This is a genomic window from Balneola sp. (genome assembly GCA_002694685.1).
Taxonomy (GTDB): domain Bacteria; phylum Bacteroidota; class Rhodothermia; order Balneolales; family Balneolaceae; genus Gracilimonas.
Genome location: NZMW01000016.1, coordinates 1 through 25,010, shown reverse-complemented (window position 1 = coordinate 25,010; position 25,010 = coordinate 1). Strand labels below are relative to the sequence as shown.

The following is a 25,010-nucleotide window of genomic DNA, read 5'->3' as shown; positions in this document are numbered from 1 at the left end:
TAATTAAATTTCTTTGTTGGAAACGCTTCCAAGATAACGGTTTGTGTGATAAATTTCGTTCAGAAATGTGTAAAAATTGTTTTTGTGGAGGGGTACTCGATTCCGCTACTTATAAATATCTTGAATATCTAGAGATCAGTATTTTTATATTGAAGACCAATTGTTAAAACTCCAATTATATTAGTTCAATGAACTCACCTCTTACCAAGTTTATTGCGAAAGCGCTTTTGATTTTTACCGGCTGGTATCTGCTTTACGAAATGTGGTTATTGCCTGATGGTAGTCTTGACGAGTGGCTTTCCCTGAATATAATAGGAGCTAGTGCTGGTTTTATTGAGTTACTTGGCTATGATGTTTACACGGTAAACAGAATTATTGGGATAGGGGAATATCCTGGCATTGAGATTGTAGATGGATGTAATGGTATTGCGGCTATGGGATTATTTTTTGGATTCATATTGGCTTATCCGGGTGACTGGAAGAATCGCCTCAGTTTTAGTGTTGTTGGTGTTGGTATTATTTATTTGGTGAATATTGTTCGGGTGATAACCCTTACCATAACTCAGGTTGAATGGCCTGAATTCTTTGATTTCACTCACGATTATTCAACGGCCGCTATCTTTTATATCGTAATTTTTGTGCTTTGGATGGTTTGGGTGAATTTTGCGGATGCTAATTTTGACTCCAAATCGCAAAAGGTTGTTCATGCGTAGTTATGGCATTCGAATCGGAGTGATTTTTGGTTTCGTACTCATCTACTTTTTAGTTTTGAGGCCTCTTCGGGTTGAAATAAATAAATTCATTTATAGTCCTGTTGTAGAGGTCTCTATTGAAAGTAGCGAACAAATTTTTAGTGGTGTTGAATCAAGTTCGGTAAGTAACTCTGTTAGATGGGAGACGAACAATACGGAAAAGTATTTGTACATAAATGTAGCACTGGGATTACAGTTTTTTATATCGATAATAGGCTTTGTAATTATAGGAGCTGATAAATCATTTTATTTTTACTTATTTAATGTTCAACTTTTGGGAAGTTTACTAGCCTTGTTATGCCTTTATCTTGGGAGCGTTACTGTAGTTCAATTATTAATAGTGACCGATTTGTTAGTTAGATACTTAATACCATTATGTTCTTTAGGATTAGTTTTACTTGCATTAATTCACAAAAAACAAGCTTTAGATGAAAGATAAGCTCGGGAAGCAAAAATTGGTCTTAGAGGAAATCGTAGAACAAATAATCCAGGAACAGTTTTTTAATATCAATCTGGAGGATCATTTTTCAACAATAAAGCACAAGGGTAACATCTGGGTTCTTGGAGCAGGTAAAGCCTCTGTTGAGATGGCAAGGAAGGCTGAAGAGTATTTTGGCAGTTCCATTAAAGATGGGATGATCATAGCTCCGGACAAGTCAAAGAAATTGAGTCGAGTACAGGTCTTCAAAGGGTCTCATCCTTATCCTGATAATAATTCTATTTCCTCCTCTTATGAATTGTGGGAACTGGCTAAATCGATTCCAGAAGGCGATCCCGTTATTTTTCTGCTTTCAGGTGGAGCTTCATCATTATTTTGTATTCCTGCTCATGGCATCGAACTCGATGAGTATCAGCATGTGTATGAACTTTTACTGAATTCGGGTGCTTCTATACATCAAATAAATATAGTTAGAAAACACCTCTCAGAAACAGCGGGCGGGAGAGTAGGACAGCTGCTTTCCAATCATCATCTACTTTCTATTGTTTTATCAGATGTGCCGGGAAATGATCCTGAAATCATTGGCAGCGGCCCAACGGTGCCAGACTCCTCTACATTTAAGCAGGCTTTTCAAATCCTGAAGCAATTTAAACTCTGGGACGAAATTTCGCATAGTATCCGCATTCACATTTCAAAAGGTATGCATGGTGACAGCGCTGAAAACCCAAAACCCGGAGATGCAAACTGGGGCCATCATTCGGTAAGGGTGATTCCTGGCGCGAAGATTTTATCAGATAATATCGGTGCTTACCTGCAGGAAAAAGGCTACAACATCAAGGTGAGGGATGAGGCTTATGACTTAGGTGTGCGAGAAATCTCTAAGGAAATATGTAGTGAAGCAATTTCCATCCTAAGCAAAAAATTAGATCTCAAAGAGCCTGCAGCGTTGGTTTATTTTGGAGAGAGTACTGTTAACGTGACCGGGGATGGAAAAGGGGGGAGAAACCAAGAATTAGCTTTGAATGCAGCAATATCAATAGAGGGGCAACATGCCGTATCGCTACTTAGTTTTGCAACCGATGGAATAGATGGACCTACTGACGCTGCCGGAGCAATAGTAAATTCTGCCACGACCTTGGAAGCCAGAAAGAAAAAACTGGAGCCCGAAGAATATCTTCTGAATAATGACTCTTATCATTTCCATGAAAAGATGAACACTTCGCTCAAAACCGGACTCACCGGGTATAATTTGATGGACCTTCAGGTAGTTTTAGTTGGGGAAACTCAATAAGCCAACTTCTTTTCTTAGAATTATTTCTTCTTTTGCACCTGCTAAAGCTAATAGCGTAGAATAATATTCTAATAGAAATGTTTATAAAGAATATTATTCTTTTATATGGATAAAGTAAGATTTAAAGTCTTCATTAATAGATTTACACAGCATAATTATCTATAATTAATAAGCAATGCTCTCATAAAATCTTCTTATGTCATCGATAAAATTTGATAAAATCGACAAACAAATTATTTCCATTCTACAGCAAGAGGGTAGGATTGCAAATAATGAACTTGCTAAAAGGATAGGCCTTACAACCACTCCTACTTTGGAGAGAGTTAGAAGATTAGAAAAAGAGAAAGTGATAGAAGGCTACAGCGCCAAAGTTAATAACGAATCTGTTGGCCGTGGTTTTACTGCTTTTGTAAAGGTCACACTGAGTGTACATCAACTTAATTTGCTGGAAGAGTTTACTTCAGCTGTAAAAGAAATTCCTGAAATACTGGCTTGTTATCACACTACCGGGGATGGAGATTTCCTGTTGCAGGTTGTTGCCAAAGATACCAAAGACTTTGAGCAATTAATGCGCAACAAGCTAACCACCCTGCCAGATGTTGAACGACTTTATACCAGCATCGTACTGAATACAATTAAAGATCAATCACCCATACCCGTTTATAATGAAGACAAAAATTAAACCATCCCTGGAATCCTTGGCTGTACATGCAGGTAAGGATAAGGATGATCCTTATGGAGCACATACAACTCCGATTTATCAAACCTCGACTTTTGTTTTTAAGGATGTTGAATCCGGAGCGAAAGCGTTTCGTCATGAAGAGGGTGGGGCAAGCCATGTTTATTCCCGGCTTGGAAATCCAACTGTCGAAGAACTCGAACGTACGGTTTGCGCTTTAGAAACATATGCGCTGAATAACACGGAGGAGTACTCCGGAATGGCTTTTGGAAGTGGGATGGCGGCCATCACGACAGGAATTATTAGTCTGGCAAAAGGCGGGCATGTTGTGGCTCAGGATGCTTTGTATGGTTGTACCAGTCAGTTTTTGAAAGAAGAATTACCGCTTATGGGAATGACATCCTCTTTTGTAGATATGTCTGACCTTAATATGCTTGAAGCTCAGCTTAAACTGCATTCTAATACAAAGCTCATCTATCTGGAAAGTATTGCGAACCCTACCATGACGGTTTCCGATATCAAAGCAATTTCACAATTAGCCGATAGCTATGATGCCCAATTAATGGTGGATAACACTTTTGCAACTCCATATCACATTCAACCGCTTGAACTGGGCGCTGATGTAGTAGTCCATTCAACAACCAAGTACATGGGTGGTCACGGTACAGTAATTGGTGGTGTATTAGTTGCTAAAAAAGATTTACTTGAAGAAACGAATATGGCTGTCTTTCGAAAAAACTTAGGCGGCATTGCAGGACCTATGGACGCTTGGTTAACGTCAAATGGGTTGAAAACATTACCGCTTCGCATGAAGAAGCATGCAGAAAATGGAATGAAAATAGCTCGGTTTCTGGAGAGCCATCCTAAAGTGGATCATGTATTCTATCCCGGATTAGCCTCACATCCCCAGCACCAATTAGCTTCTTCAATAATGAAGAATGGTTATGGAGGAATGATTTCTTTTGAACTAAAGGGTGGGTATCAGGCAGGCGTCTCGCTTATGAATAATGTTGTACTATGTACACTAGCTGTAAGCTTAGGAGCTGTGGACACCTTAATTCAGCACCCCGCTTCAATGACTCATTCTATTGTGGATGATGAGATAAAAGCCGCTGCAGGTATTACCGAAGGTCTGGTTCGTCTTTCTGTTGGAATAGAAGGTGCTGAGGATATCATTTCAGATCTTGAGCAGGCACTGGAAATTGGGAATTAGAGATGTTGAATTATAACTGGAGACGCACGCTCTGCGTCGTCACCAAGTCCGCACCGACGCAGAGCGTACGGAGCGAGGGGAATCTGCTGAGAGGTAGCTTAATGTGATAGCACTGATGCAGTTATTCGATTATAATATCGAATTCAGTTTAAAACGTAGATCGGACAGCCTGTCCGATCTACGTTCTAATTCTACTCTAATTCTACCTAATAAGGATCACTGCGTTATCACCAAATTCGCTCCGATGCAGAGCGTGTGGAGCGATGGAAGATGTTGAATTTTGAATAGTGCTTTAATTCAAAATTCAACATCTCTAATTCCCAATTTCAAGATTACCAGCCACCGCCAGCGCCGCCACCACCGGATCCAAATCCTCCGCCACCGGAGAAACCTCCGAAGCCGCCACCTCCTCCGCCACCGAAGGAACTACCGCCACCGCCGCCAAATCCACCTCCAAAAAAGATAACACCATTGGAACCGAGCGACCGTCTTCGGCCACCTTTTCCGCCTTTCCCTCGTGAAACCAAGAAGAAAATAATGATGATAAAAAGAATAATGAGATCAACTGGGATCCCGTCATCGGAAGATGAGCGACGCTCCGGAAAACCAGAAAATTCACCGGCTGCAAGTTGAATAAGAGCGTCCGTTGCGCGATCTAATCCGTTATAAAAATTACCGTTCCTGAAATTTGGAACGAGAATATCTGCGTAAACACGGTTAGCCATTGCATCAGGAATGGCGCCTTCGAGGCCGTAACCAACCTCTATTTGCATTCGGCGGTCTTGTTTAGACACCAATATTAAAACACCATTATACCGCTCACCTTCCCACATCCTCCAATTGTTGAAAAGGGTAGTAGCTATTTCTTCTTCAGAGTATCCCTGTAAACTTTCAAGGGTTGCAATAGCGATTACGTTGGTCGTAGTATCCCGATAATTGGTAAGCTTTCGTTCTAAGCGTTGCTCCTCAGAGGAAGTAAGCATATCGGCGAAATCGCTCACCATGCCTGTTGGTCGATTCGGAAGGAAATCCTGCCCAAAACTGATAGTGGGGAAAGCTGTGAGCAAGACAAGAATCATCGTCATTACGAGGAGTCCATCTATCCATTTAGGGTTAAAATGCTTTTCGACGAAGTAATCTCCTTGATCATGACTATGTGCTACCATTGAGAGATTGCCGCGTGATTTATTCTCTTCGTTCATGTAATCACTCGCAATGACGTTTGAATTTTTATTTTGTTTCTGAGGCATCACTCTCTTCTTCGTTATAACTGATGGTGTTAGATAACTCATTTACGTCACCTTTTTGGTAAGGGAAGTTTTCTTTGAGCTTTTGTCCGATTTGAAGAATCACCTCACTCAGTCCGGTTTCATAATCTTGCTTTTTGAAATAGCTGAGAATCAGCTCTAGTTCTTCCTCCCAAAATGTTTGTCCAACTTTTTCGTGAATACCTTCATCACCCCAGATCGCAACTTTGTGATCTTTCCAGGCCACATAAACAATCACACCATTCCGAAGTTCGGTCTCATGCATTTTTAGTTCGGCAAACACTTCCTTCGCTCTATCGAGAGGGGAATCAGCTTTGCATTTTTTTTCGATATGAACCCGAATCTCACCAGAGGTTTCTTTCTCGGCCTCCTTAATGGATTCTACAATTGATTGTTCTTGGTCCTTAGATAGAAATTTGGCCATTTTTTGAGTAGTAAGATTTTAGACACAAGATGAAAGACAATTTCAAACAGCTATCATCTTGTGTCTTATGTCTATTATCTAATGTCTATTAAAATTAGTTTCCGAAATCTACGGTTGGGGCTTCTTGAGCACCTTCATCAGCCTGGAAGTATTGTTTTTGTTCAAAACCTAGCATGGATGCAAAGATGCTGGTAGGGAATTTTCGTATTTGTGTGTTGTACGACTGAGCGGCTTGGTTAAAACGCATTCGTTCGGTGGAAATACGATTTTCAGTGCCTTCTAATTGTGCCTGTAAATCCCTGAAGTTTTGGTTGGCTTGAAGTTCGGGGTATCGCTCAACAGTTACTAATAGGCGAGATAAAGCTCCACTTAGCTGCCCCTGTGCTTCCTGGAATTGCTGAAAAGCCTCAGGATTATTTAGATCACTGGCATTTACGTTAATTGATGTGGCACGGCTTCGAGCTTCAATAACTTCGGTAAGAGTTTCTGATTCGAAATCGGCGGCTCCGCGGACAGTATTCACAAGGTTCGGAATGAGATCAGCTCTGCGCTGATATTGGTTTTCAACCTGAGCCCAAGCTCCGTTCACTTGTTCTTCTGAAGAAACCAGACTGTTATTAATATTTATCCCAAAAAATACGAGGAGAGCAAATACTCCTAATAGAATCCAAATTTTAGCTTTCATGATTATTGAATTAGTTGTTTATTTATCGCCCTTTTACGGACTTAATTTTCTTTTGGTTCAAACAACTCAACAATAATCAAAAACTGTTCCATTGTCACAGCTGAATCCGAAATTCATTTATTTTGACTTAGACGATACCCTCTTAGATCACAAAAAGGCAGAACGTGCCGGTCTTCGGGATGTTCACCAGCACTTTGATATGTTTGAAGGCATTTCTGAGAATCAATTATTGGATACCTACCATCATATCAACAAAGGACTTTGGGAGGAGTATGGTCGGGGAGAAATTGACCGGCATGAACTTCACCGGCGGCGTTTCTCTGAGACGTTAGTGGAACTTGGGTTGGATAAAAGCATGCACGAAGAAGCAGGAAAGGTGTATATGAACTATTATCGCAATCATTGGGAGTGGATTGATGGCGCCAAAGATGCCTATGATAAGATTGCCAAAAAATATAAAGTGGGCATTATCACTAATGGATTTGCTGAAACACAGCGACTCAAAATTGATCAGTTTCAGCTCAGAGAGACAGCCAGACAGATTGTCATTTCGGAAGACGTGGGAGTCATGAAACCTGATCCCAAAATATTTGATCACTCCACGGAATTAGCGGGAGTAAACCGGGGTGAAATTCTCTACGTCGGCGATTCTTTTACCTCGGATGTGACAGGCGGTGCTAAGGCGGGATGGAAAGTAGCATGGTACACAAGAAGTCCTGTTGAGCAAGGCTACAAGTTAGCGGATCTTATCTTTGATGATTTCGACGAGTTGCTGAAATCACTGGATGCCTGATTAGCCATGATTCATGGACATCCCACCCATCATGGAATAACCGCGATAGATTAGTATCAGACCAATAATGATTGCGAAGTAGGTAGAAAACGGTCGTAGCTTAGACCTTAGTTTAGGAGAGATGAAGCCGGGCGCTAGATTCAGTATTAACATGACCGGTAAGGTACCTAATCCAAATAAGGCCATATAAATGGCGCTATGAAAAGTCGTTGATGTGATTAGTGCAGCCGCCAACGCTGTGACTACAAATCCACACGGGAGAAAGCCATTCAGTAACCCAATGAAAAATGGGGTATAGGAAGCATCGTTTTTATACAGGGTTGAAATATGGCGAGTTAGCCTGCTGGTAAAGTTGCTGTATAGAGCCTTTGCTTTACCCGGAAGTTTGACATGTGGAAAGAGAGCAAAGAAAATAATCAAAACTCCGAGTACTATAGAAAGTACATTTTGGTATCCGGCGATAGTGGCGCCCATACCAAGAATCCCAAATAAGAACCCTATAAAGGCATAGGTGAGAATGCGCCCAAGGTTATAAAGTATCCCTCTGGCAAACATGGAACTTGTGGACTGGTTCTCCCCGGGGATGGCTAAGGCAATGGGTCCACACATACCAATGCAGTGGAAACTGCCCAATAGGCCTAAGGTAAATCCAGTCCAGAGTTCCATTAACGCTTAGATAAAAATGTTTTTTTCTTCGATGTACACCAGCGAATCAGCTTCCCATTCTACAGTCAGCTTCCAGCGACCCTTTTCAAATTCACCAACGGGGATTGTTTGTAGTCCTTCTCCGTCCAGGCTAAGTTTGTATTTCTTGTCCAGTTCGGGATTATTGGGACGGTAAAAATTGATGTGCCCGGATAGTGAATCTGACAAAATGTTGGTAGGGAAGATGAGCTTTATGGATACGGAAGGCTCATCAAATAATACTACAACGGGGTTGTCCAAATTCTCGGCGCGCTGCTTTTTATCAATAGTTTGCTGGTATTCTACACCCTTTTCATAGTGGTCGTTAGAAACAAGGTAAAAATCGAGGCTTATAAAATAGCTTACCATGCTAAGCGTACCGATGATAAAAATAACTACCGCCAGTACAATTCCAGATCCCCAGTTAAACTTCTTCTTCATAGGTTAATTATTTTTGATATTTGCCGGTCCTAAAAACCCAGAGGTTACGGTTTCAAGTTTTTTACCATCAGAATAAACGCTGAATTTTACTTCAGTCTGCATTCCAGTGAGTTGGTCTTGAGGTAATTTAACTAAAAAACGACCTTCAGCTGAGTTTTGTGAAGGAACAGATTCGATACTGCCTAAAGAAATCATTTCACCTTCTGGGCTGTCCAAACGCAATTCGAAATCAAGTTCCTCAAAGGTTTTGTTTAAGACTTTCAGGTTATAAATATTGCTATACATATTATCAGGAAGTTCCTGATACAAGGTTCCGGGCTCGCGAAAAATAGATGTTTCTGTGTCGGGACGCAGCGTTAATAAGGTGATGAAGGTAGTGAGTAGAATCAAAAGAATGCCTGAATAGCCGGCTACTCGTGGAGTGAGAACCTTTTGCTTTTCTTCCCGAATGGCATTCTCTGAGGAATAGCGTATTAGCCCTCTTGGCTTGTCGATTTTTTCCATTACTGAATCGCAGGCATCAATACAGGCGGTACAGTGTACACACTCAAGCTGAGTTCCATTTCGGATATCGATTCCCATTGGGCAGACTTTCACACACTGGTAGCAGTCGATGCAGTCGCCAAAAGTTTCGTTAGCGCTAAAGCCTAAGTCTTCGAGAGATGCTTTTCGATTTTCCAGTTGGAAGCGATCCTTAACGCTTGCTCGACTTTCACCGCGCTTATAGTCGTACATAACGTTTATGGAGTTATTGTCGAGCATGACTGATTGCATACGGCCATATGGGCAAACAAAATGACAAACCTGTTCGCGCATGAAGGCGAATACTCCGTAAAAAACGCCACTGAACACAATCATAGAGCTTAACCCTGCTATATGTTCGGAAGGTGGATCTGTTATTATCTCAAAAAGCTGATCGGGCCCTATGATGTAGGCCAGAAACATGTTGGAGATTAGAAAAGCTATTCCAAAAAAGTCTCCGTGTTTGGTGGTCTTTCTCCAGATTTTATCAAAATTCCAGGGTTTATTGTTGAGCCGGATTTGTGCTGCAGAATCCCCTTCAATCCAATATTCAATCCTGCGGAAAACCATTTCCATGAAGATGGTCTGAGGACAGGCCCAGCCACAAAAAAGTCGCCCGAAGATGGTAGTAAAAAGTACCACGAAGAGGATAAATGATAACATTCCGAAAACAAGGAGATGTAAATCCTGAGGCCAAAAGGCCACGCCGAAGATCACAAACTTCCGCTCAAGAATATTAAGCAGTAGCAACGGATTTCCGTTTATGGTGATAAAAGGACCTGAAAAGAAAAACGCAAGCAAAAGCATAGCTACTACGTTACGTGCGTTATAGTGCCTTCCGCTGGGTTTTTTGGGATAAATCCAGTTTCTTCTACCTTCCTCACCAACAGTGGCAAGGTGGTCACGAAACTGCTTTTTATCTATTCGTCTTTGATCCTCTAATGATGCCATATTTGTGCATTCTCAATGCTCATAGTTTTAAAGAAATGTAGGCCACTTATATGATGATTCTGTGAAGGCTTTGTGTAAGTGATGGAGTAGGCTTCAAAATGGGTATAGCCTACTCATCACTTGTCACTTAATGACTGACTGGTTTACTCTATCGAACAAGGTTGAGCCCGATTCATGTCGGGTGCTTTGGCACCTGCCGGGTCGGTTCCCTGAATGGAGGCGATATAGCTAATTAAGCTTTGCACTTTCTCGTTAGACATAGGCGCTCCACTTCCGTAAGCAATCATACCTTTATCCGGAAAGCCCTCTGTGATACTGGCAGCCATTTCTTCAGCAGAACAACCGTGAATCCAAAGATCGTCAGTCAGGTTTGGCCCAACAAGGCCTTCGCCATTCGCGCCATGACAGGTGTAGCAGAGGTTGTTGTTACTCATGAAGATTTCTTTACCCTCAGCAATACGAGAGTCATCATCCAGGTAGGCCCAGGTGAAGTCTGCTTCGCCACCAGGTCCGGCATCACCACCGCTGTTGAGGTTGTATTGTTCTTCAGCTGCAGCCATTTCCATTTCGTAGAGTTCTTCCTGAGAAGGTCCACCCAGCATATAATAATACACCATGTATCCCACACCCCAGGCAATAGTGAAATAAAACAGCCATAGCCACCAAGTTGGCATGTGATTATCCAGCTCACGGATCCCATCATACTCGTGATCCATCAGCAGATCTTTTTCGTCGTCTAATATTTTCATTGCTCTGATTGGTTGTAGTTCATGTTGTCATTGTCTTCGAGGGGGAGGCGCGCAGCATCATCCCAATAATGCTTTCCTTTTTTGATGAGGTAAATCACCATGATCACGAAAAACGTGAAAAACAGTAAGAGGGAAATGCTGGGATATATCCCAATATCCTCAATGGCACGTAATACGTTCTTGTACATGATCAGTCCTCCTGTTGAGGTTTGAAGTTAGCCTGAATCCGGTCGCTGGAAGGAAGTGCTTCCCATGGATTTTCTTCACCTTTAATATCAATTCCCAGTCGCTGCATATAAGCGATGATGGCAATGATCTCTTTGTCAGAAGTAATTTGAATTCCGTCAATCTGGTCGAATCCATTTTCTTTCAGACCTTGGGTGATTGCTTCTGCCTGAGCCTCCATATCTCGAATAGCGATGTCTTCATAACCTTCTACATAAGGGACTCCCACACTCCGAAGCGCACTTATACGGTTTGGAATCGTTTCTTTGTCCATATCTTGGGTAAAGAGCCAGGTATATGCCGGCATAATGGAGCCGGGTGAAGTTGAAGTTGGGTCGTACATATGTCGTACGTGCCAGGAATCCGGATACTTGCCACCAATACGGTGTAAGTCAGGTCCTGTTCGTTTTGACCCCCACAAGAATGGGTGATCATACACAAACTCACCGGCTTTGGAGTATTCGCCATAGCGTTCGGTTTCAGAACGGAAAGGACGAATCATCTGGGAGTGACAGTTATTACAGCCTTCGGCGATGTAAATATCACGGCCTTCAATTTCCAGTGGGGTGTATGGTTTAACACTGGCTATAGTAGGTACATTTGATTTCACGAGGGCTGTTGGTACGTATTCCACAACACCTCCAATCAAGATCACCACTAATACTAATGCTGTCATCTGAAGAGGACGAGATTCAAGGCGACGATGCCAGCTTTCTTTATGTCCTTCAGCAGGATTGATGATAGCTTGTGCTTCGTCAACTTCAGCCGCTTCCAGCGAACCTTGGCGGGATGTCTTATAAATATTGTAGCTACCGATTGCGGCTCCAATTATAAATAAGGTGCCACCAACTGCACGCAAGGCATACATCGGAATAATCTGAGTTACGGTTTCCAGGAAGTTTGGATACTGAAGAAGACCTTCAGCTGTGAATTGTTTCCACATCAAACTTTGTGTGATACCGCCCCAGTACATTGGGATTACATAGAAGATGGCTCCCATGGTTGCAAACCAGAAGTGAACATTAGCCAGCTTCACAGAATACAACTTTGTTTTGTAGATCTTCGGGGTGATGTAATACAGCATGGCAAATGCTAAGCCACCGTTCCAAAGCAGAGCGCCGTTATGCACGTGACCGATAATATAATCGGAGTAGTGAGCAATGGCGTTTACGTTGGCGATAGAAAGCATCGGGCCTTCAAAAGTTACCATCCCATAGGCAGTCACTCCAACAACGAGGAACTTAAGAACAGGATCTTCGCGAACCCGATCCCAGGCGCCGCGGAGGGTAAGTAAACCGTTCAGCATACCACCCCAGCTTGGCGCTATCAGCATCAAACTGAAAACCGTACCAAGTGCTTGTGCCCAACCGGGAAGAGCGGTGTAAAGCAAATGGTGAGGTCCGGCCCAGATGTAAATGAAGATCAGCGACCAAAAGTGAACAATCGATAATCGGTAAGAGAAAATCGGGCGATTTGCTGCTTTGGGAATGAAGTAATACATAATTCCCAGGAAGGGCGTGGTGAGGAAAAATGCCACCGCATTGTGACCATACCACCATTGTACCAAGGCATCCTGAACGCCTGCATACACCGGATAACTTTTTAGGAAAGTGGCGGGCATTTCAAATGAGTTCACGATATGCAGTACAGCTACCGTCACAAAAGTGGCGATGTAGAACCAAATGGCTACATATAAATGTTTCTCCCGGCGTTTGATGATCGTCATGATCATATTAATTCCGAAGACTACCCATATCAAAGCAATGGCAATATCGATAGGCCATTCCAGCTCAGCATATTCCTTGCTGGTGTTGATACCAAATGGAAGGGTTAGAACTGCGGAGACAATAATAGCTTGCCATCCCCAAAAATGAAGACTACTTAGTTTTTCACTCCACATTGAGGCTTTACAAAGCCGTGGAAGAGAATAATAGACTCCATAAAAGATTGCATTCCCGGCAAAAGCAAAGATCACAGCGTTGGTATGCAGTGGTCTCAGTCGGCCGTAGGATAGTTCCGGTATAAAGCCGAGGAAGTCCGGAAAAATTAGTTTAAGGGCAATAGTCAGCCCAACGATAAATCCGATTAAGCCCCATAAAATGGTAGCGATCCCGAATTTTCGGACGATTTCGTTATCGTAATGAAAGGTTTCTAGTGTTGATGACATTACTCATCCCGATTTTTTTGGTTAGATGTTTGGTTCTTAGAATCTGTGTTGTCGAACAGGATTCGCATGGATGGCGTATACTGATCGTCAAACTGACCGCTTTTTACTGCCCAGAAAAACAATCCCAGGAAGATCAGAGCGACCAATAAACTGAAGGCAATAAGCAGGTAAATTACTTCCATATCGCAAGCCCCAGCTTTTGCGCTTTAAAGCGCGTTGTTAAAAAGGTAAATACCATCACGCTGATGGAACTTAATGGCATCAGGATGGCGGCTACTAATGGAGACAAATGCCCTGTAATTGCAAAGCCCAGGCCAACCGTGTTGTATAAAAGTGAAAGCACGAAACTTGCAATGATGATATTCATGCTTCCTTGTGAAAATTCGATGAAGCTGTTCAATTTTTTTAGAGCATCGCCTTCAAGAATTGCATCGCAGGCAGGGGAGAAAGAACTGATGTCATCCGAAAGGGCAATTCCAAAATCACTTTGTTTAAGGGCTCCGGCATCATTTAAGCCATCTCCAATCATCACTACTTTCTTATTTTCCTTCTGTAGGTTTTGAACAAAGCTTAGTTTTTCTTCCGGAGATTTATTGAAAAGGAGTGATTGTTCGGCCTCAAAATATTCTTCAAACTCGGTTCTCTGAGTTTCGTTATCCCCAGAAATAAGAAAGGTTTTAAATCGAGTTTTCAAAGAACGGAGTAATTCAGTAACACCCGTTCGCAATCCGGTTTTGATTCCGAAATAGCCTTTGTAATCTCCATCAATAGCAACATATGCTACTGTTCCGGTGAAACTGTTTTCTGGAATTTCTTTGTAGTTAAGGTCCGTTTGTTTAGCGATAAAAGCTCTTGACCCAATACAAACAATTGTGCCATCAAAAGAAGCAAACACGCCTTGGCCAGATACTTCATAAAAGCTGTCTGGAGTCATCGTAGAATTTTGAATTTCTGCGTCTCTGCCCAAATATTCAGCAATACGGCGGCTAACGGGGTGGATAGAATTTTTACAACTGAAATAAACCAGCCCTTTTTGATAGTTGTCCAATTGGCAATCCCGGCAACTAATTTCAGCATCATCTTTTTGGGTAAGAGTACCTGTCTTATCAAAAACAATGGTAGTGGCTTTAGATAGATTTTCCAGCAATAAGTGATTTTTGACAAATAGGCCATTCAAAGAAAGCACATTCAGCGCCGAGCCCAGCGTAAATGGAGTTGAAAGGGCTAAAGCACAAGGACAGGCAATAATCAAAACAGCGGTAAAAACAGATAGCGCCATTTCTATTCCAGCTGCTTGCAGCCAATACATTCCGGCAAAAGCCGAAATCCCCAAAACACCGACTGTGAAATACGGACTGATTCGGTCGGCAAAACTCGAAAGCTTTAATTCCTTATCAGTATTTTTAAATGCTTCGTGATTCCAAAGTTTGGTAAGGTAGCTATTCTCCACTTCTTGCTCGGTACGGAGTTGTGCAGAAGTTCCATTCAATTTAGCTCCGGCATACACAAGCTCACCCTGCAAAACCTCCACAGGTTCTGACTCTCCGGTTATAAAACTATAGTCCACAAAAGCTTTTTCGGAGAGAAGGATAGAATCACATGGTACCAGCTCCTGATTTCGAAGGTGGATTTCCATACCCGGTGCCAATCGGTCAAGGGAAACAGATTTTTCAATTCCATAAGCATCAAAAGTATTCACCGCGATGGGTAAGTAGGATTTATAATCCCGATCGAAGGAAAGACGGTTGAATGTTTTCTGCTGAACGAGTTTTCCAATCAACAAAAAGAAAATGAGTCCGGTAAAGGAATCCATGTATCCGGTTCCGGTACCTGTTACAATTTCATACACACTTCGGCTAAAGAGGGCGACAATACCAATAGAAATTGGAACATCTAAATTAACTCCATTCTGACTCAAGGCCGCAAAAGCCGATTTCAAATAATCGCTGCTGCTGTAAATCAAAACAGGGAGGGCGAGAATGATATTGAGTGCCCCAAAGAAAATGTGGAACTGCCCGCCAAGACCGCTGTTCCCAACATCCAGATAATCCGGGAAGCTGAAGAGCATTATGTTGCCGAATGCGAATCCTGCCACCGCCAGTTTCATCCAAAGCGCACGGTTTTGGTGTGACTTTGATGATTTTGTATCAAGCTTATCCAATCGTATTTCCGGCTCATAACCAATGGTCGTCAACTGCTCCACTACATCCCGTAGAGAAGTTTCTCCAGTGTCTATTAATAAAGAAAGCTCACGCTTCAGAAAATTTACGTTTGTTTGAAGGACTCCGGAATCAAGTTTCTGAAGGTTTTCCAGCAGCCATACACACGATGTGCAGTGAATATTGGGTATATATAAGGTAATGGAAAGCTGTTCCGCATTTTGAAAATCAACGATGCGGCGGATCACTTCTTCGTCTTCCAGATAATCAAACCGTGTTCTGGATTTTGTATTCTTGAGGTTGATTCCGGGGGTAGTCTCTAAGTCATAGTAGGAGCAAAGCCCGCTTTCATCTAAAATTTGAAACGCTGTTTTACAGCCAGTACAACAGAAAAGCTTGTTTTCAAAACGAGTAGTCTCATCTTGACATAGTTCACCGCAGTGGTAACAAATATTGGTTGATATTGTGGCTGCAGGTTTTGCCATTATTTGAATGAAGGCACTCCATTGGAGAATTGCAAACGAAGGTTAAACCATTTCTGCGACATACGCTTATCTACCTGGTCAAACGTGGTATCGATAAGCCATTGCTCAATTTTTCTACGTTCAACCGACCAGAATTCATGAAAGGGGCAAGGCTCGATATGTCCACATCCTTCAATCCCCATAAAACACTTATCAAAAAACTCAGTCCCGTCGATCGCGGCAATCACATCCATCATGGTGATTTTGTCGATAGGTTTAGAAAGGAAAACACCACCATTTAATCCCCGCCGTGATTGAAGAATCCCTGGGCTTTTGAGTTTGGCTAAAATCTGAGACAAATATGCAGTTGGGCAATTCAGTGATTTTGAGAGTTCGGAAGCAGATATGGCATCCCCATCACCGGTATATTTAGAAATAGCGATAATAGCCGAAATCGCGTACTGAGCCCCTTGTGAGATTAACTTCATAGGATAGTGATTCTTAAATCTTATAATCTAATATCAATATTAGATTTTAGTGAGTTTTCAAAGTAGAAGCAATAGCAGGGTACATTTTAGATTAATTCTATTTAGAGAATTAAAGAATATGTGAGGTGTTTACCATCAATTTGTGAGCTTTCAATCTTTAACTATATTGGGCCAACCAATTAAAAAATCTATGCTATGAAAAAACTCACCACTACTTTTTTAGGTTGCGCATTAATTGCTTTAACCTTCTGTTCAACAACTATTACTTATGCTCAGGATAATGCTCCATGGGTCTCCATATTTGATGGAAAGTCTTTAGAAGGATGGGAGAGGAAAGGAGGGGAAGCAATCTACAGGGTAAGGAATGGATCTATTGTAGGAATTACGGTTCCTGATACTCCTAATTCATTTTTGGTTACGGAAGAAATGTACGATGATTTCATTCTGGAATTTCAGGTTAAACTTTCTGCTAAAACAAATTCCGGGGTACAAATACGGAGTAACAGTTACCCTGAATTTAATGATGGAAGAGTACATGGCTATCAGGTAGAGATTGATCCTTCAGATCGTGCCTGGACGGGAGGCATCTATGATGAGGCGCGCCGGGGCTGGTTGTTTCCGCTTGAAGGAATGCCGGAAGCGCAAAAGGCTTACAAACATACAGAATGGAACAAGATTAGGGTAGAAGCAATCGGTGATACGATAAAGACTTGGGTCAACGATATTCCCGTTTCGCATTTAGTGGATGACAGGACTCAGTCCGGATTCATTGGGTTGCAGGTGCATAGCATCGGTTCATTAGAAGAAAAAGGGATCAGAATTCAGTGGAAGGATCTTCGCATCATTACGGACAGCCCAAGAAAATTTGCACGAAACACGCCGGTTCAACCCAAAGATAATTACAACAAGCTGACTCACAGCCAAAGAGACTGGGGCTGGGATTTGCTGTATGATGGAAAATCTATGGATAAATGGAGAGGAGCCCGGCAGGCAAACTTCCCGGAATCTCCAGAGGGGAGAGGTTGGGATTATAAAAATGGAGTAATCAAAATTCATGAGTCAGGGGGGCAAGAATCAGCCGATGCAGGTGATATTGTCACTAAAGCTTTATACAGTGATTTTGAGCTCTGGGTAGATTTTAAAATCACCCCCGGTGCCAATAGCGGGATCAAATACTTTGTGGATGCTGACTTAAATAAAGGTGAGGGTTCTGCTATCGGACTAGAATATCAGATCCTGGACGATGAGCGACATCCTGATGCTAAGTTAGGGAATCATGAAGGGAGTCGGACACTCGCCTCTTTATACGATTTGTTAAAAGCCCAGGGCAAAAAGCCCAGCCCGATGGGAGAGTGGAACCACGCTAGAATTGTCTCAAAAGGAAATCATGTGGAGCATTGGCTGAATGGAAAACGCGTTTTGCAATACAGACGAAACACGCCTCAATTTCAGCAACGCGTTGACAACAGTAAGTACAGTGTGTGGCCTGGTTTTGGGAAGTGGACAGAAGGAAATATCCTGCTTCAGGATCATGGGAATGAAGTGTCATTCCGGAATATTTTTATCAAAAAATTATAGGGGTAGTTAACATGAGTACGTTAGATCGAAGAACATTTTTAAAGAACACAGCCATTTCAGGAATTGGCGGGGCGATGGCATTATCCTTTCCTGGAATTTTGAAGGGCTCTCCCAATGAGACTATAAATTTTGCTGTGGCTGGTGTAAGGAGTCGTGGCAAGGCACTTTCGCAGGCTATAAATGAAATTCCAAATACACGGATAACCTGGTTCTGTGATGTGGATGATAATATCATTGCCGACCACAAAAAATTTCACCAAGAGCAGATCGGCTACATTCCCAAGGTGGAAAAGGATTTCAGAAAGCTGGTTGAAATGGAAGACATTGATGTGATAGCAATTGCCAGTCCTGAACACTGGCATGCCCCTATGGCTATTATGGCAATGGAAGCAGGAAAGCATGTGTATGTTGAAAAACCATGCAGTCATAATCCCCATGAAACAGAATTGTTGGAAAAAGCTCAGCAAAAATATGATAAGCTTTGCCAGATGGGGAATCAGCAGCGGTCTTCAAGAACGTCACAACTAGCAATTAAAGAAATTGGGGAAGGTATCATTGGCGATGTGTATTACGGAAAAGCGTGGTATTCAAATACTCGTGGCTCTATAGGAAATGGAAAAGTGATGCCTGCTCCAGATTATCTGGATTGGGAGCTTTGGCAAGGTCCGGCACCAAGAGAAGAATACCGGGACAACGTTCACCCATACAACTGGCACTGGTTCAAGAATTGGGGAACCGGTGAAATTCACAATAACGGAACCCACGAGATTGATATCTGCCGCTGGGCTCTGGGGGTGAAATTTCCGACCCGTGCAACTTCAACAGGCGGAAGGCTTCATTTTAAAAATGATGACTGGGAATATTATGATACCCAAAATGCCAGCTTTGAATTTGAAGGCGGGAAAATGATTAGCTGGGAAGGCAAAAGTTGTAACGGACAACCATTTTATGGAAGAGGAAGGGGTTCATTAATTCATGGAACTGAAGGCTCAATTTTGTTAGACCGGCAGGGGTATTTGCTTTATGATTTGGGTGGAAAGCTGATCAAAGAAGAAAAAGAGAGCGAGCCCGGCGCTACCAGTACGGCCGATACAATGGGATATGGTCAGCTTACGGTAAATCATATGGTGAATTTAGCGAATGCTATTCGAGAGAGCGAAAGCCTGACGGCTCCTATTGATGACGCCAGTATCTCAACGCAAATCTGTCATTATGGGAATATAGCTCAAGAAACCGGCTCAAGTATTGATCTGAATCCTGAAAATGGGAAAATCATCAACAACAAAGAAGCTCAAAAACTATGGAAAAGAGAGTATGAGGAAGGTTGGGAGCCTGTAGTCTAATTCATTTAGAAACAGTTCTCTCAAATTCATGAAATCATCATAATTCTATCCGATTTTTTGCCAGTAAATAAATTATCAATGAGATCAGGTATCTGAAAAAAAAGGAGTCGGATGGAAGATTATGTATCTGCAGCAGAGGCGGTAAAAGTTATTAAATCGGGAGACCGGGTTTTTGTTCATGGAGTTTCAGCCACTCCGGTACAGCTTATTCAGGCAATGACGGATCGGCATGAGGAACTAAAAGAGGTTGAAGTTATTCATCTCCACACGGAAGGTCCGGCGCCGTATGCTGACCCCGAGTATAAAGACAGCTTTTTTGTAAACGCGCTTTTTGTAGGTGCAAATGTCCGAAAGGCGATTAATGAAGGGCGAGGTGATTATGTGCCCGTGTTTTTGAGTGAAGTCCCATATTTATTCAGGAATAAGATCCTTCCTTTAGATGTAGCTTTAGTCCATGTTTCCCCACCTGACAATCATGGTTACTGCTCACTGGGTGTCTCAGTTGACGCTGCGGTAGCTGCTGTTCAAACAGCGAAATATGTAATTGCTCAGGTTAACCCGAATATGCCGAGGACGCATGGAGATGGGCTTATCCATGTAAAAAATATAGATGCTTTAGTTCAGGTGAATGATCCTCTGCCCGAACAGCTCGTTCCCGATCCAAATGATGCTGAATTAAAAATTGGTAAGTATTGTGCAGATTTGATTGATGATGGCGCAACGCTTCAGATGGGAATTGGGGCAATTCCGAATGCAGTGCTTAAAAGTCTTACAAACCATAAAGACCTTGGAGTTCACACAGAAATGTTCTCGGATGGGGTCATAGAGTTAGTAGAAAAAGGAATCATCAACGGTAGAAAAAAGAAAATTCACCCCGGGAAAATTGTATCCGGTTTTGTGATGGGTTCCCGGAAGACCTATGATTTTATAGATGACAACCCAGCCGTAGCTATGCTCGATATCGCCTATATAAACGACACGGCCGTGATCCGTCGCAACCCAAAAGTAACGGCTATTAACAGTGCGGTGGAAGTAGATTTAACGGGACAGGTTTGTGCCGATTCTATTGGGACCTATCATTACTCGGGAGTAGGCGGACAGATGGATTTCATTCGTGGAGCTTCACTTTCTCCAGGAGGTAAACCAATTATAGCACTGCCTTCAACCACCAATAAAGGCATTAGCCGGATTGTTCCATTTTTGAAACAAGGTGCTGGTGTAGTAACAACACGAGCTCACGTTCATTATGTGGTTACAGAATATGGAGTGGCGAACCTTTATGGCAAAAACTTGTGTCAGCGAGCCAAAGCACTTACAGGAATTGCACATCCGGATCATAGAGAAGAGTTGGAGAAAGCAGTGGCTGAGCGGTTCAAAATGTAGTGCGAAAATTTCAAAATCAATGATCATCCATATTACATTCTTATAGTCACCAGTTTCCTGCTCTTTGGTTTAGAATCTGAGTTCGATGAAAACAAAGGAATAGAACACAGATCACACAGATCTGACGGGTTTTCACAGAATGGTTTTGCTCGGACTTCGTCCGACCACTGAATATGGAGCTGATATAAAACCTATCCCGGAGTGGTCTGACGATTACAAGAGGTAAACAATTTTATCATGGACTGTTTTTACTAAATGATGGATGCAGATAAACACCGGCTTTAACATGTCATCATCCAATCACATTTTTCAAGACCATAATCAAAGGCATCTATAGCTTTCAGGAGAAACAACAAATAAGAATCAGTGATTATCTGCTCAATCCGTAAAATCCGTGTCCCATTCTTACCGTCGCCAAATTCCTCCTCTTTAGTTAGAGGCTTTTCTCAAATAATCGTACCTTTAGGCTTTCTGAAACCATAACGCTTCAATCACTCCATCGGAATGTCGCAAACATCGATTCAAGAACCCGAAGTAACGCTCGAACTGGCCGAAGAACATGGCTTAAATGCTGAAGAATATGAAATGATAAAGTCCAAGCTGGGTCGGGTACCGACTTTTACAGAATTGGGCGTTTATTCGGTGATGTGGAGTGAGCATTGTTCCTACAAAAACTCCATTATTGAACTCAAGAAATTACCAAGCGAAGGTGAAAACCTATTGGTAGGAGCCGGGGAAGAAAATGCCGGACTTGTTGACTTAGGAGATGGACTTGGTTGTGCGTTCAAGATTGAAAGTCATAATCACCCTTCAGCTATTGAGCCCTATCAAGGAGCAGCGACAGGGGTTGGTGGAATTCATCGCGATATTTTTACCATGGGAGCACGGCCAGTCGCTAGTCTGAATTCTCTGCGATTTGGATCGATGGATAATCCGCGAGTACGTTATTTACTGGATGGAGTAGTTCGCGGAATCGGAGACTATGGAAACTCATTTGGCGTTCCCGTAATAGCTGGTGAAGTTTGTTTTGATGAAAGTTATGAAGGAAATCCGCTTGTCAATGCAATGAGTATTGGCTTGGTGAAAGAAGGCGAAACGGCTTCTGCAATTTCAAAAGGACTTGGGAATCCGGTTATTATAGTAGGAGCGAGTACGGGTCGTGATGGAATTCACGGGGCAACTTTTGCTTCCGAAGAAATCAGTGAAGAAAGTGAAGCTAAACGACCAAGCGTTCAGGTAGGAGATCCATTTACAGAAAAATTATTGCTGGAAGCCAGCCTTGAAGTACTTCAAACCGGCGCCGTGATTGGTATGCAGGATATGGGGGCAGCCGGGATTGCTTGTTCAACTTCAGAGATGACGGCCAAAGGTGGTCAGGGAATGAAAATCGACCTCGACAAAGTGCCGGCCAGAGAAGATGGAATGACAGCTTATGAATTACTTCTCTCCGAAAGTCAGGAGCGGATGCTGATTGTGGCTGAAAAAGGCCGTGAGCAAGAAATTATTGATGTCTATGAAAAATGGGACCTCCATGGTGTTGTAATTGGTGAAGTAGTAGACACAGAAAATGTCACCTACTGGAAAGATGGGGAAGTGAAAGGCGATATTCCAGCCGATCATTTAGTACTTGGAGGCGGGGCACCACAGTATATCCGCGAAACCAAAAAGCCATCGTATTTAGATGAAGTTCAGAACTTTGATATTGATTCTTTAAACCATCACGATAATTATACCGAGACCTTAACTCGATTATTAGGCTCTCCGAATATTGCCTCCAAGCGATGGGTACACGAGCAGTACGATACCATGGTACGTACAAACACAGTGACTGGTCCCGGCGCTTCGGATTCCGGAGTTATTCGAATCAAAGGCACAAAGAAAGGATTAGTAGCTAAGACAGATTGCAACGGCCGCTATGTATATTTGAATCCACGTAAAGGTGGACAGATTGCGGTCGCAGAATCAGCAAGAAACGTAGTTTGCTCCGGTGCCAAGCCAATGGCGATTACAAACTGCCTGAACTTTGGGAATCCATATAAGCCGGAAGTATACTGGACGTTTAAGGAGGCTTTAGGTGGAATGTCTGACGCATGCCGAGCTCTAAACACACCGGTAACCGGCGGAAATGTGAGTTTCTATAACGAGAATCCAAACAGTGCTATTTTCCCATCTCCGATCATTGGGATGCTGGGAGTTATTGAGGATGTTGAGAAACACGTCACTACTCCGGGATTCAAAAAAGAAGGAGACATCGTTCTTTACATTGGTGCTGACCGAAAAGGGTTAGGTGGAAGTGAATACTTGAAAGTGATCCACGACCTCACCACTGGTGATGCTCCTGAAATCGATCTTGATTTCGAGACTTCTTTGCAGGATGCTTTACTGACAGCAATCAAAACAGGATTAGTAACTGCTGCTCACGATATTTCAGATGGCGGTCTTGCAACTACACTTGCTGAAATGGCTATTTTTGGGAAGAAAGGAGCAGAGGTTTCAGTAGAAACGCTCTCTGGCTCTAAGCATGAAGTGTTGTTCAGTGAAGCCCAATCAGGAGTAGTAATCACTATTCCAGCAGCTGAACTTCAGACTGCTAAATATCACTTTGAAAAAGCCAACGTTCCAATGTTTGAGCTTGGAGTGGTGAAAGGAGATTCACTGGAAATTAAAGACTTGGTTTCTCTAAACGTTTCTGCTGCAGAAACGACTTACGAGAGTGCAATTCCAAAAGCGATGGAAGCCTGATCTGAATTAATAGATCTCAAAATGTTGCCTCTTATTGGATATTGACAAGGCAGCTAACTTTGGAATAGAAAATTCCTTTTCAAGAAATTCTTTGGGTGTAATGCCAATGACTTTCTTGAAATCTTTAATCATGTGGCTTTGGTCAAAGTAGCCCAGTTCATGCCCCGTCTCAGTGAGGTTGCTGTCAGAGAACATGATTTTGTTGAGTAGATAATTGAACCTAATGAGGTTGGTGTATTGCTTCGGGGTAAGTCCTGTGGCGTGTTTGAAGTTCTTCTCCAGAGTAGATTTGTGCATCCCGAAAGAGTCACAAAAGGAAGAAATCAATATCGAACCTTTTTGCTTAATAACTCTTGCCATAAAAGCAGAAGTGAGATGATTTTGTAAAGGCTCTTTGGCCTGAGAAAAAAGCCAGCTACTAATTTTCTCTAAAATTTTCGGTATTGACGTCTTCTTAAACACTTCGGCCATAACCAAATCTGCTAATTCCGGTAAAATATGTTCCAGTGGATAGGCTGCATCTCGGAGTTCTGACAAGCTAACTCCCGACAACTGCTGCACAGCTCCAGGTTTGAACTTCACCCCTAATAACTGAGTGAATGGCTTTTGATACACTTTTACAGCCTTATTAAAAGAGGGAACAAGGCTGCAGTATTCCACTAAATGTTGTGAGTCATTTCTCTTATCACCTCTCAGGTAGTTGCCGTTCAGCATGAATATGGCATCCGTACTTCCCTCAGGTATGATGTAATCATAGTCTTGTTTAAAATCATCAGGGTGAAGGATATTGGTCCAATAGGATTCCACAAGATGCCTGACTTCTTTTGGGACGGGGTATTCTTTGTAATCCATGAAAAGTGAATGTTGTTCCGGTGGACGTGTACTTCAACGCCAAAATGTGACAAATGTTAGTGAAAAAATCGTCTTTTTTACAACCGATTGATGTCTGAAATTATGTATGATCTTAGTAACAGTTAATCAAACAAATGAAGATGCGTTATATCATACTTTTAATTACGGTGGTTTTTGGAATGAATATGAGCCTGTCAGCACAATCCGATATTTCTGAACTGGAAGCCAATCAATATTTTGATTTTTGGGTTGGGGAATGGGAATTATCCTGGACAGATAATCAAGGGAATCCAGGTGCCGGTACAAATACCATAGAGAAAGTGCTGGATGATGTTGTTATTCAGGAAAACTTCGAAGCTACTGAAGGAAGTCTGGACGGATACAAAGGTAGAAGTTTGTCAGTTTATAACCCTCAAAGGCAATCATGGCACCAGGCTTGGGTAGATAATCAGGGCGGATATATTGATTTGAAGGGATCAGTTGATGGCGAGAAAAGAATTTTTCAGACGGCCGAGAGAGCAGGACCGCAGGGAGGTACAATTATCAACAGAATGGTGTTTCATAATATCAAGAAAGATTCATTTACCTGGGATTGGGAATCCTCCCAAGATGGTGGTGAGACTTGGTCGGTTAACTGGAAAATTCAGTATATCCGAAAATAATACCAAGAATAGGAGCGATCCTTTAACGTGAGTTCGATATTAAATTACCCCCCCCC

At 42.4% G+C, this 25,010-nt stretch carries 24 protein-coding genes; 11 read left to right on the top strand and 13 right to left on the bottom strand.

Annotated elements, in window-relative coordinates; translation table 11 throughout:
- The first annotated feature begins 188 nt into the window (after window positions 1-188).
- From CL667_15455 to CL667_15435, 5 genes are all read left to right on the top strand, one after another.
- A complete protein-coding gene (locus CL667_15455) occupies window positions 189-713 on the top strand; it encodes an exosortase/archaeosortase family protein (GenBank protein ID MAL19094.1) in 525 nt (174 codons plus the stop codon).
- The gene (locus CL667_15450) at window positions 706-1,191 is read left to right on the top strand and encodes a hypothetical protein (protein ID MAL19093.1); all 486 of its coding nucleotides are present in this window, start codon (window positions 706-708) and stop codon (window positions 1,189-1,191) included. The genes CL667_15455 and CL667_15450 overlap by 8 nt, the downstream gene beginning before the upstream one ends.
- Window positions 1,181-2,482: a hypothetical protein gene (locus tag CL667_15445; GenBank protein ID MAL19092.1), complete on the top strand. Its 1,302-nt coding sequence runs from the start codon at window positions 1,181-1,183 to the stop codon at window positions 2,480-2,482. Before CL667_15450 ends, CL667_15445 begins: the two co-directional genes overlap by 11 nt.
- Before the next feature lie 196 nt (window positions 2,483-2,678).
- Window positions 2,679-3,164 (top strand): hypothetical protein, encoded by a 486-nt coding sequence (locus CL667_15440; protein ID MAL19091.1) that lies wholly within the window; start codon window positions 2,679-2,681, stop codon window positions 3,162-3,164.
- A complete protein-coding gene (locus CL667_15435; protein ID MAL19090.1) occupies window positions 3,148-4,374 on the top strand; it encodes a methionine gamma-lyase in 1,227 nt (408 codons plus the stop codon). Before CL667_15440 ends, CL667_15435 begins: the two co-directional genes overlap by 17 nt.
- 332 nt (window positions 4,375-4,706) lie before the next feature.
- Here CL667_15435 and CL667_15430 read toward each other — a convergent pair whose 3' ends face one another.
- From CL667_15430 to CL667_15420, 3 genes are all read right to left on the bottom strand, one after another.
- On the bottom strand, window positions 4,707-5,459 hold the full coding sequence (locus tag CL667_15430; GenBank protein ID MAL19089.1) for a hypothetical protein: 753 nt from the start codon (window positions 5,457-5,459) through the stop codon (window positions 4,707-4,709).
- Window positions 5,460-5,604: 145 nt separating this feature from the next.
- The gene (locus tag CL667_15425) at window positions 5,605-6,066 is read right to left on the bottom strand and encodes a hypothetical protein (protein MAL19088.1); all 462 of its coding nucleotides are present in this window, start codon (window positions 6,064-6,066) and stop codon (window positions 5,605-5,607) included.
- 94 nt (window positions 6,067-6,160) lie between these two features.
- Window positions 6,161-6,751: a LemA family protein gene (locus tag CL667_15420; GenBank protein ID MAL19087.1), complete on the bottom strand. Its 591-nt coding sequence runs from the start codon at window positions 6,749-6,751 to the stop codon at window positions 6,161-6,163.
- A 91-nt stretch (window positions 6,752-6,842) separates the two neighbouring features.
- Here CL667_15420 and CL667_15415 point away from each other — a divergent pair, with 91 nt between their 5' ends.
- Window positions 6,843-7,544, top strand: coding sequence for an HAD family hydrolase (locus CL667_15415; GenBank protein ID MAL19086.1), 702 nt, complete (start codon window positions 6,843-6,845; stop codon window positions 7,542-7,544).
- Here CL667_15415 and CL667_15410 read toward each other — a convergent pair whose 3' ends face one another.
- The 9 genes from CL667_15410 to CL667_15370 all read right to left on the bottom strand — a co-directional run bounded on the left by CL667_15410 (window position 7,545) and on the right by CL667_15370 (window position 16,394).
- Complete coding sequence (locus CL667_15410; protein MAL19085.1) at window positions 7,545-8,210, bottom strand: hypothetical protein; 666 nt, start codon at window positions 8,208-8,210, stop codon at window positions 7,545-7,547.
- Window positions 8,211-8,216: 6 nt separating this feature from the next.
- The gene (locus CL667_15405; protein MAL19084.1) at window positions 8,217-8,669 is read right to left on the bottom strand and encodes a hypothetical protein; all 453 of its coding nucleotides are present in this window, start codon (window positions 8,667-8,669) and stop codon (window positions 8,217-8,219) included.
- A 3-nt stretch (window positions 8,670-8,672) separates the two neighbouring features.
- Window positions 8,673-10,142, bottom strand: a complete 1,470-nt coding sequence (gene ccoG, locus CL667_15400; GenBank protein MAL19083.1) for a cytochrome c oxidase accessory protein CcoG — start codon at window positions 10,140-10,142, stop codon at window positions 8,673-8,675.
- 143 nt (window positions 10,143-10,285) lie between these two features.
- Window positions 10,286-10,891 (bottom strand): hypothetical protein, encoded by a 606-nt coding sequence (locus tag CL667_15395; protein ID MAL19082.1) that lies wholly within the window; start codon window positions 10,889-10,891, stop codon window positions 10,286-10,288.
- Window positions 10,888-11,079 (bottom strand): CcoQ/FixQ family Cbb3-type cytochrome c oxidase assembly chaperone, encoded by a 192-nt coding sequence (locus CL667_15390; GenBank protein MAL19081.1) that lies wholly within the window; start codon window positions 11,077-11,079, stop codon window positions 10,888-10,890. The genes CL667_15395 and CL667_15390 overlap by 4 nt, the downstream gene beginning before the upstream one ends.
- Before the next feature lie 2 nt (window positions 11,080-11,081).
- Entirely contained in the window at window positions 11,082-13,283 is a 2,202-nt protein-coding gene (locus CL667_15385; protein ID MAL19080.1) for a cytochrome C oxidase Cbb3, read from the bottom strand.
- Complete coding sequence (gene ccoS, locus CL667_15380; GenBank protein MAL19079.1) at window positions 13,283-13,465, bottom strand: cbb3-type cytochrome oxidase assembly protein CcoS; 183 nt, start codon at window positions 13,463-13,465, stop codon at window positions 13,283-13,285. The genes CL667_15385 and ccoS overlap by 1 nt, the downstream gene beginning before the upstream one ends.
- A complete protein-coding gene (locus tag CL667_15375; GenBank protein MAL19078.1) occupies window positions 13,456-15,927 on the bottom strand; it encodes a heavy metal translocating P-type ATPase in 2,472 nt (823 codons plus the stop codon). The genes ccoS and CL667_15375 overlap by 10 nt, the downstream gene beginning before the upstream one ends.
- Window positions 15,927-16,394, bottom strand: coding sequence for a hypothetical protein (locus tag CL667_15370; GenBank protein ID MAL19077.1), 468 nt, complete (start codon window positions 16,392-16,394; stop codon window positions 15,927-15,929). Before CL667_15370 ends, CL667_15375 begins: the two co-directional genes overlap by 1 nt.
- Window positions 16,395-16,589: 195 nt before the next feature.
- Here CL667_15370 and CL667_15365 point away from each other — a divergent pair, with 195 nt between their 5' ends.
- The 4 genes from CL667_15365 to CL667_15350 all read left to right on the top strand — a co-directional run bounded on the left by CL667_15365 (window position 16,590) and on the right by CL667_15350 (window position 23,440).
- The gene (locus CL667_15365) at window positions 16,590-17,972 is read left to right on the top strand and encodes a hypothetical protein (GenBank protein MAL19076.1); all 1,383 of its coding nucleotides are present in this window, start codon (window positions 16,590-16,592) and stop codon (window positions 17,970-17,972) included.
- Window positions 17,973-17,983: 11 nt separating this feature from the next.
- Window positions 17,984-19,315: an oxidoreductase gene (locus CL667_15360; protein MAL19075.1), complete on the top strand. Its 1,332-nt coding sequence runs from the start codon at window positions 17,984-17,986 to the stop codon at window positions 19,313-19,315.
- Window positions 19,316-19,426: 111 nt separating this feature from the next.
- Window positions 19,427-20,698, top strand: a complete 1,272-nt coding sequence (locus tag CL667_15355) for a 4-hydroxybutyrate CoA-transferase (protein MAL19074.1) — start codon at window positions 19,427-19,429, stop codon at window positions 20,696-20,698.
- Window positions 20,699-21,202: 504 nt separating this feature from the next.
- Window positions 21,203-23,440: a phosphoribosylformylglycinamidine synthase II gene (locus CL667_15350; protein ID MAL19073.1), complete on the top strand. Its 2,238-nt coding sequence runs from the start codon at window positions 21,203-21,205 to the stop codon at window positions 23,438-23,440.
- 6 nt (window positions 23,441-23,446) lie between these two features.
- Here the strand turns inward: CL667_15350 and CL667_15345 are convergent, their stop codons facing one another.
- Window positions 23,447-24,292: a hypothetical protein gene (locus CL667_15345; GenBank protein MAL19072.1), complete on the bottom strand. Its 846-nt coding sequence runs from the start codon at window positions 24,290-24,292 to the stop codon at window positions 23,447-23,449.
- A 134-nt stretch (window positions 24,293-24,426) separates the two neighbouring features.
- Between CL667_15345 and CL667_15340 the strand changes: the two genes are divergently transcribed.
- Window positions 24,427-24,954 carry a hypothetical protein gene (locus CL667_15340; GenBank protein MAL19071.1) on the top strand — a complete coding sequence of 176 codons (528 nt, stop codon included), beginning with the start codon at window positions 24,427-24,429 and terminating at the stop codon, window positions 24,952-24,954.
- The last annotated feature ends 56 nt before the right edge of the window (window positions 24,955-25,010 follow it).

What these genes read in the sequence shown, in the direction of transcription:
- CL667_15405 (MAL19084.1), bottom strand. Translation starts at nt 8,669, where the DNA reads ATGAAGAAGAAGTTTAACTGGGGATCTGGAATTGTACTGGCGGTAGTT.
- CL667_15345 (MAL19072.1), bottom strand. Translation starts at nt 24,292, where the DNA reads ATGGATTACAAAGAATACCCCGTCCCAAAAGAAGTCAGGCATCTTGTG.
- CL667_15430 (MAL19089.1), bottom strand. Translation starts at nt 5,459, where the DNA reads ATGACGATGATTCTTGTCTTGCTCACAGCTTTCCCCACTATCAGTTTT.
- CL667_15440 (MAL19091.1), top strand. Translation starts at nt 2,679, where the DNA reads ATGTCATCGATAAAATTTGATAAAATCGACAAACAAATTATTTCCATT.
- CL667_15355 (MAL19074.1), top strand. Translation starts at nt 19,427, where the DNA reads ATGGAAGATTATGTATCTGCAGCAGAGGCGGTAAAAGTTATTAAATCG.
- CL667_15350 (MAL19073.1), top strand. Translation starts at nt 21,203, where the DNA reads ATGTCGCAAACATCGATTCAAGAACCCGAAGTAACGCTCGAACTGGCC.
- CL667_15420 (MAL19087.1), bottom strand. Translation starts at nt 6,751, where the DNA reads ATGAAAGCTAAAATTTGGATTCTATTAGGAGTATTTGCTCTCCTCGTA.
- CL667_15365 (MAL19076.1), top strand. Translation starts at nt 16,590, where the DNA reads ATGAAAAAACTCACCACTACTTTTTTAGGTTGCGCATTAATTGCTTTA.
- CL667_15425 (MAL19088.1), bottom strand. Translation starts at nt 6,066, where the DNA reads ATGGCCAAATTTCTATCTAAGGACCAAGAACAATCAATTGTAGAATCC.
- CL667_15445 (MAL19092.1), top strand. Translation starts at nt 1,181, where the DNA reads ATGAAAGATAAGCTCGGGAAGCAAAAATTGGTCTTAGAGGAAATCGTA.
- CL667_15455 (MAL19094.1), top strand. Translation starts at nt 189, where the DNA reads ATGAACTCACCTCTTACCAAGTTTATTGCGAAAGCGCTTTTGATTTTT.
- CL667_15410 (MAL19085.1), bottom strand. Translation starts at nt 8,210, where the DNA reads ATGGAACTCTGGACTGGATTTACCTTAGGCCTATTGGGCAGTTTCCAC.
- CL667_15370 (MAL19077.1), bottom strand. Translation starts at nt 16,394, where the DNA reads ATGAAGTTAATCTCACAAGGGGCTCAGTACGCGATTTCGGCTATTATC.
- CL667_15435 (MAL19090.1), top strand. Translation starts at nt 3,148, where the DNA reads ATGAAGACAAAAATTAAACCATCCCTGGAATCCTTGGCTGTACATGCA.
- ccoS (MAL19079.1), bottom strand. Translation starts at nt 13,465, where the DNA reads ATGGAAGTAATTTACCTGCTTATTGCCTTCAGTTTATTGGTCGCTCTG.
- CL667_15360 (MAL19075.1), top strand. Translation starts at nt 17,984, where the DNA reads ATGAGTACGTTAGATCGAAGAACATTTTTAAAGAACACAGCCATTTCA.
- CL667_15450 (MAL19093.1), top strand. Translation starts at nt 706, where the DNA reads ATGCGTAGTTATGGCATTCGAATCGGAGTGATTTTTGGTTTCGTACTC.
- CL667_15385 (MAL19080.1), bottom strand. Translation starts at nt 13,283, where the DNA reads ATGTCATCAACACTAGAAACCTTTCATTACGATAACGAAATCGTCCGA.
- CL667_15340 (MAL19071.1), top strand. Translation starts at nt 24,427, where the DNA reads ATGAAGATGCGTTATATCATACTTTTAATTACGGTGGTTTTTGGAATG.
- CL667_15375 (MAL19078.1), bottom strand. Translation starts at nt 15,927, where the DNA reads ATGGCAAAACCTGCAGCCACAATATCAACCAATATTTGTTACCACTGC.
- CL667_15395 (MAL19082.1), bottom strand. Translation starts at nt 10,891, where the DNA reads ATGAAAATATTAGACGACGAAAAAGATCTGCTGATGGATCACGAGTAT.
- CL667_15390 (MAL19081.1), bottom strand. Translation starts at nt 11,079, where the DNA reads ATGTACAAGAACGTATTACGTGCCATTGAGGATATTGGGATATATCCC.
- ccoG (MAL19083.1), bottom strand. Translation starts at nt 10,142, where the DNA reads ATGGCATCATTAGAGGATCAAAGACGAATAGATAAAAAGCAGTTTCGT.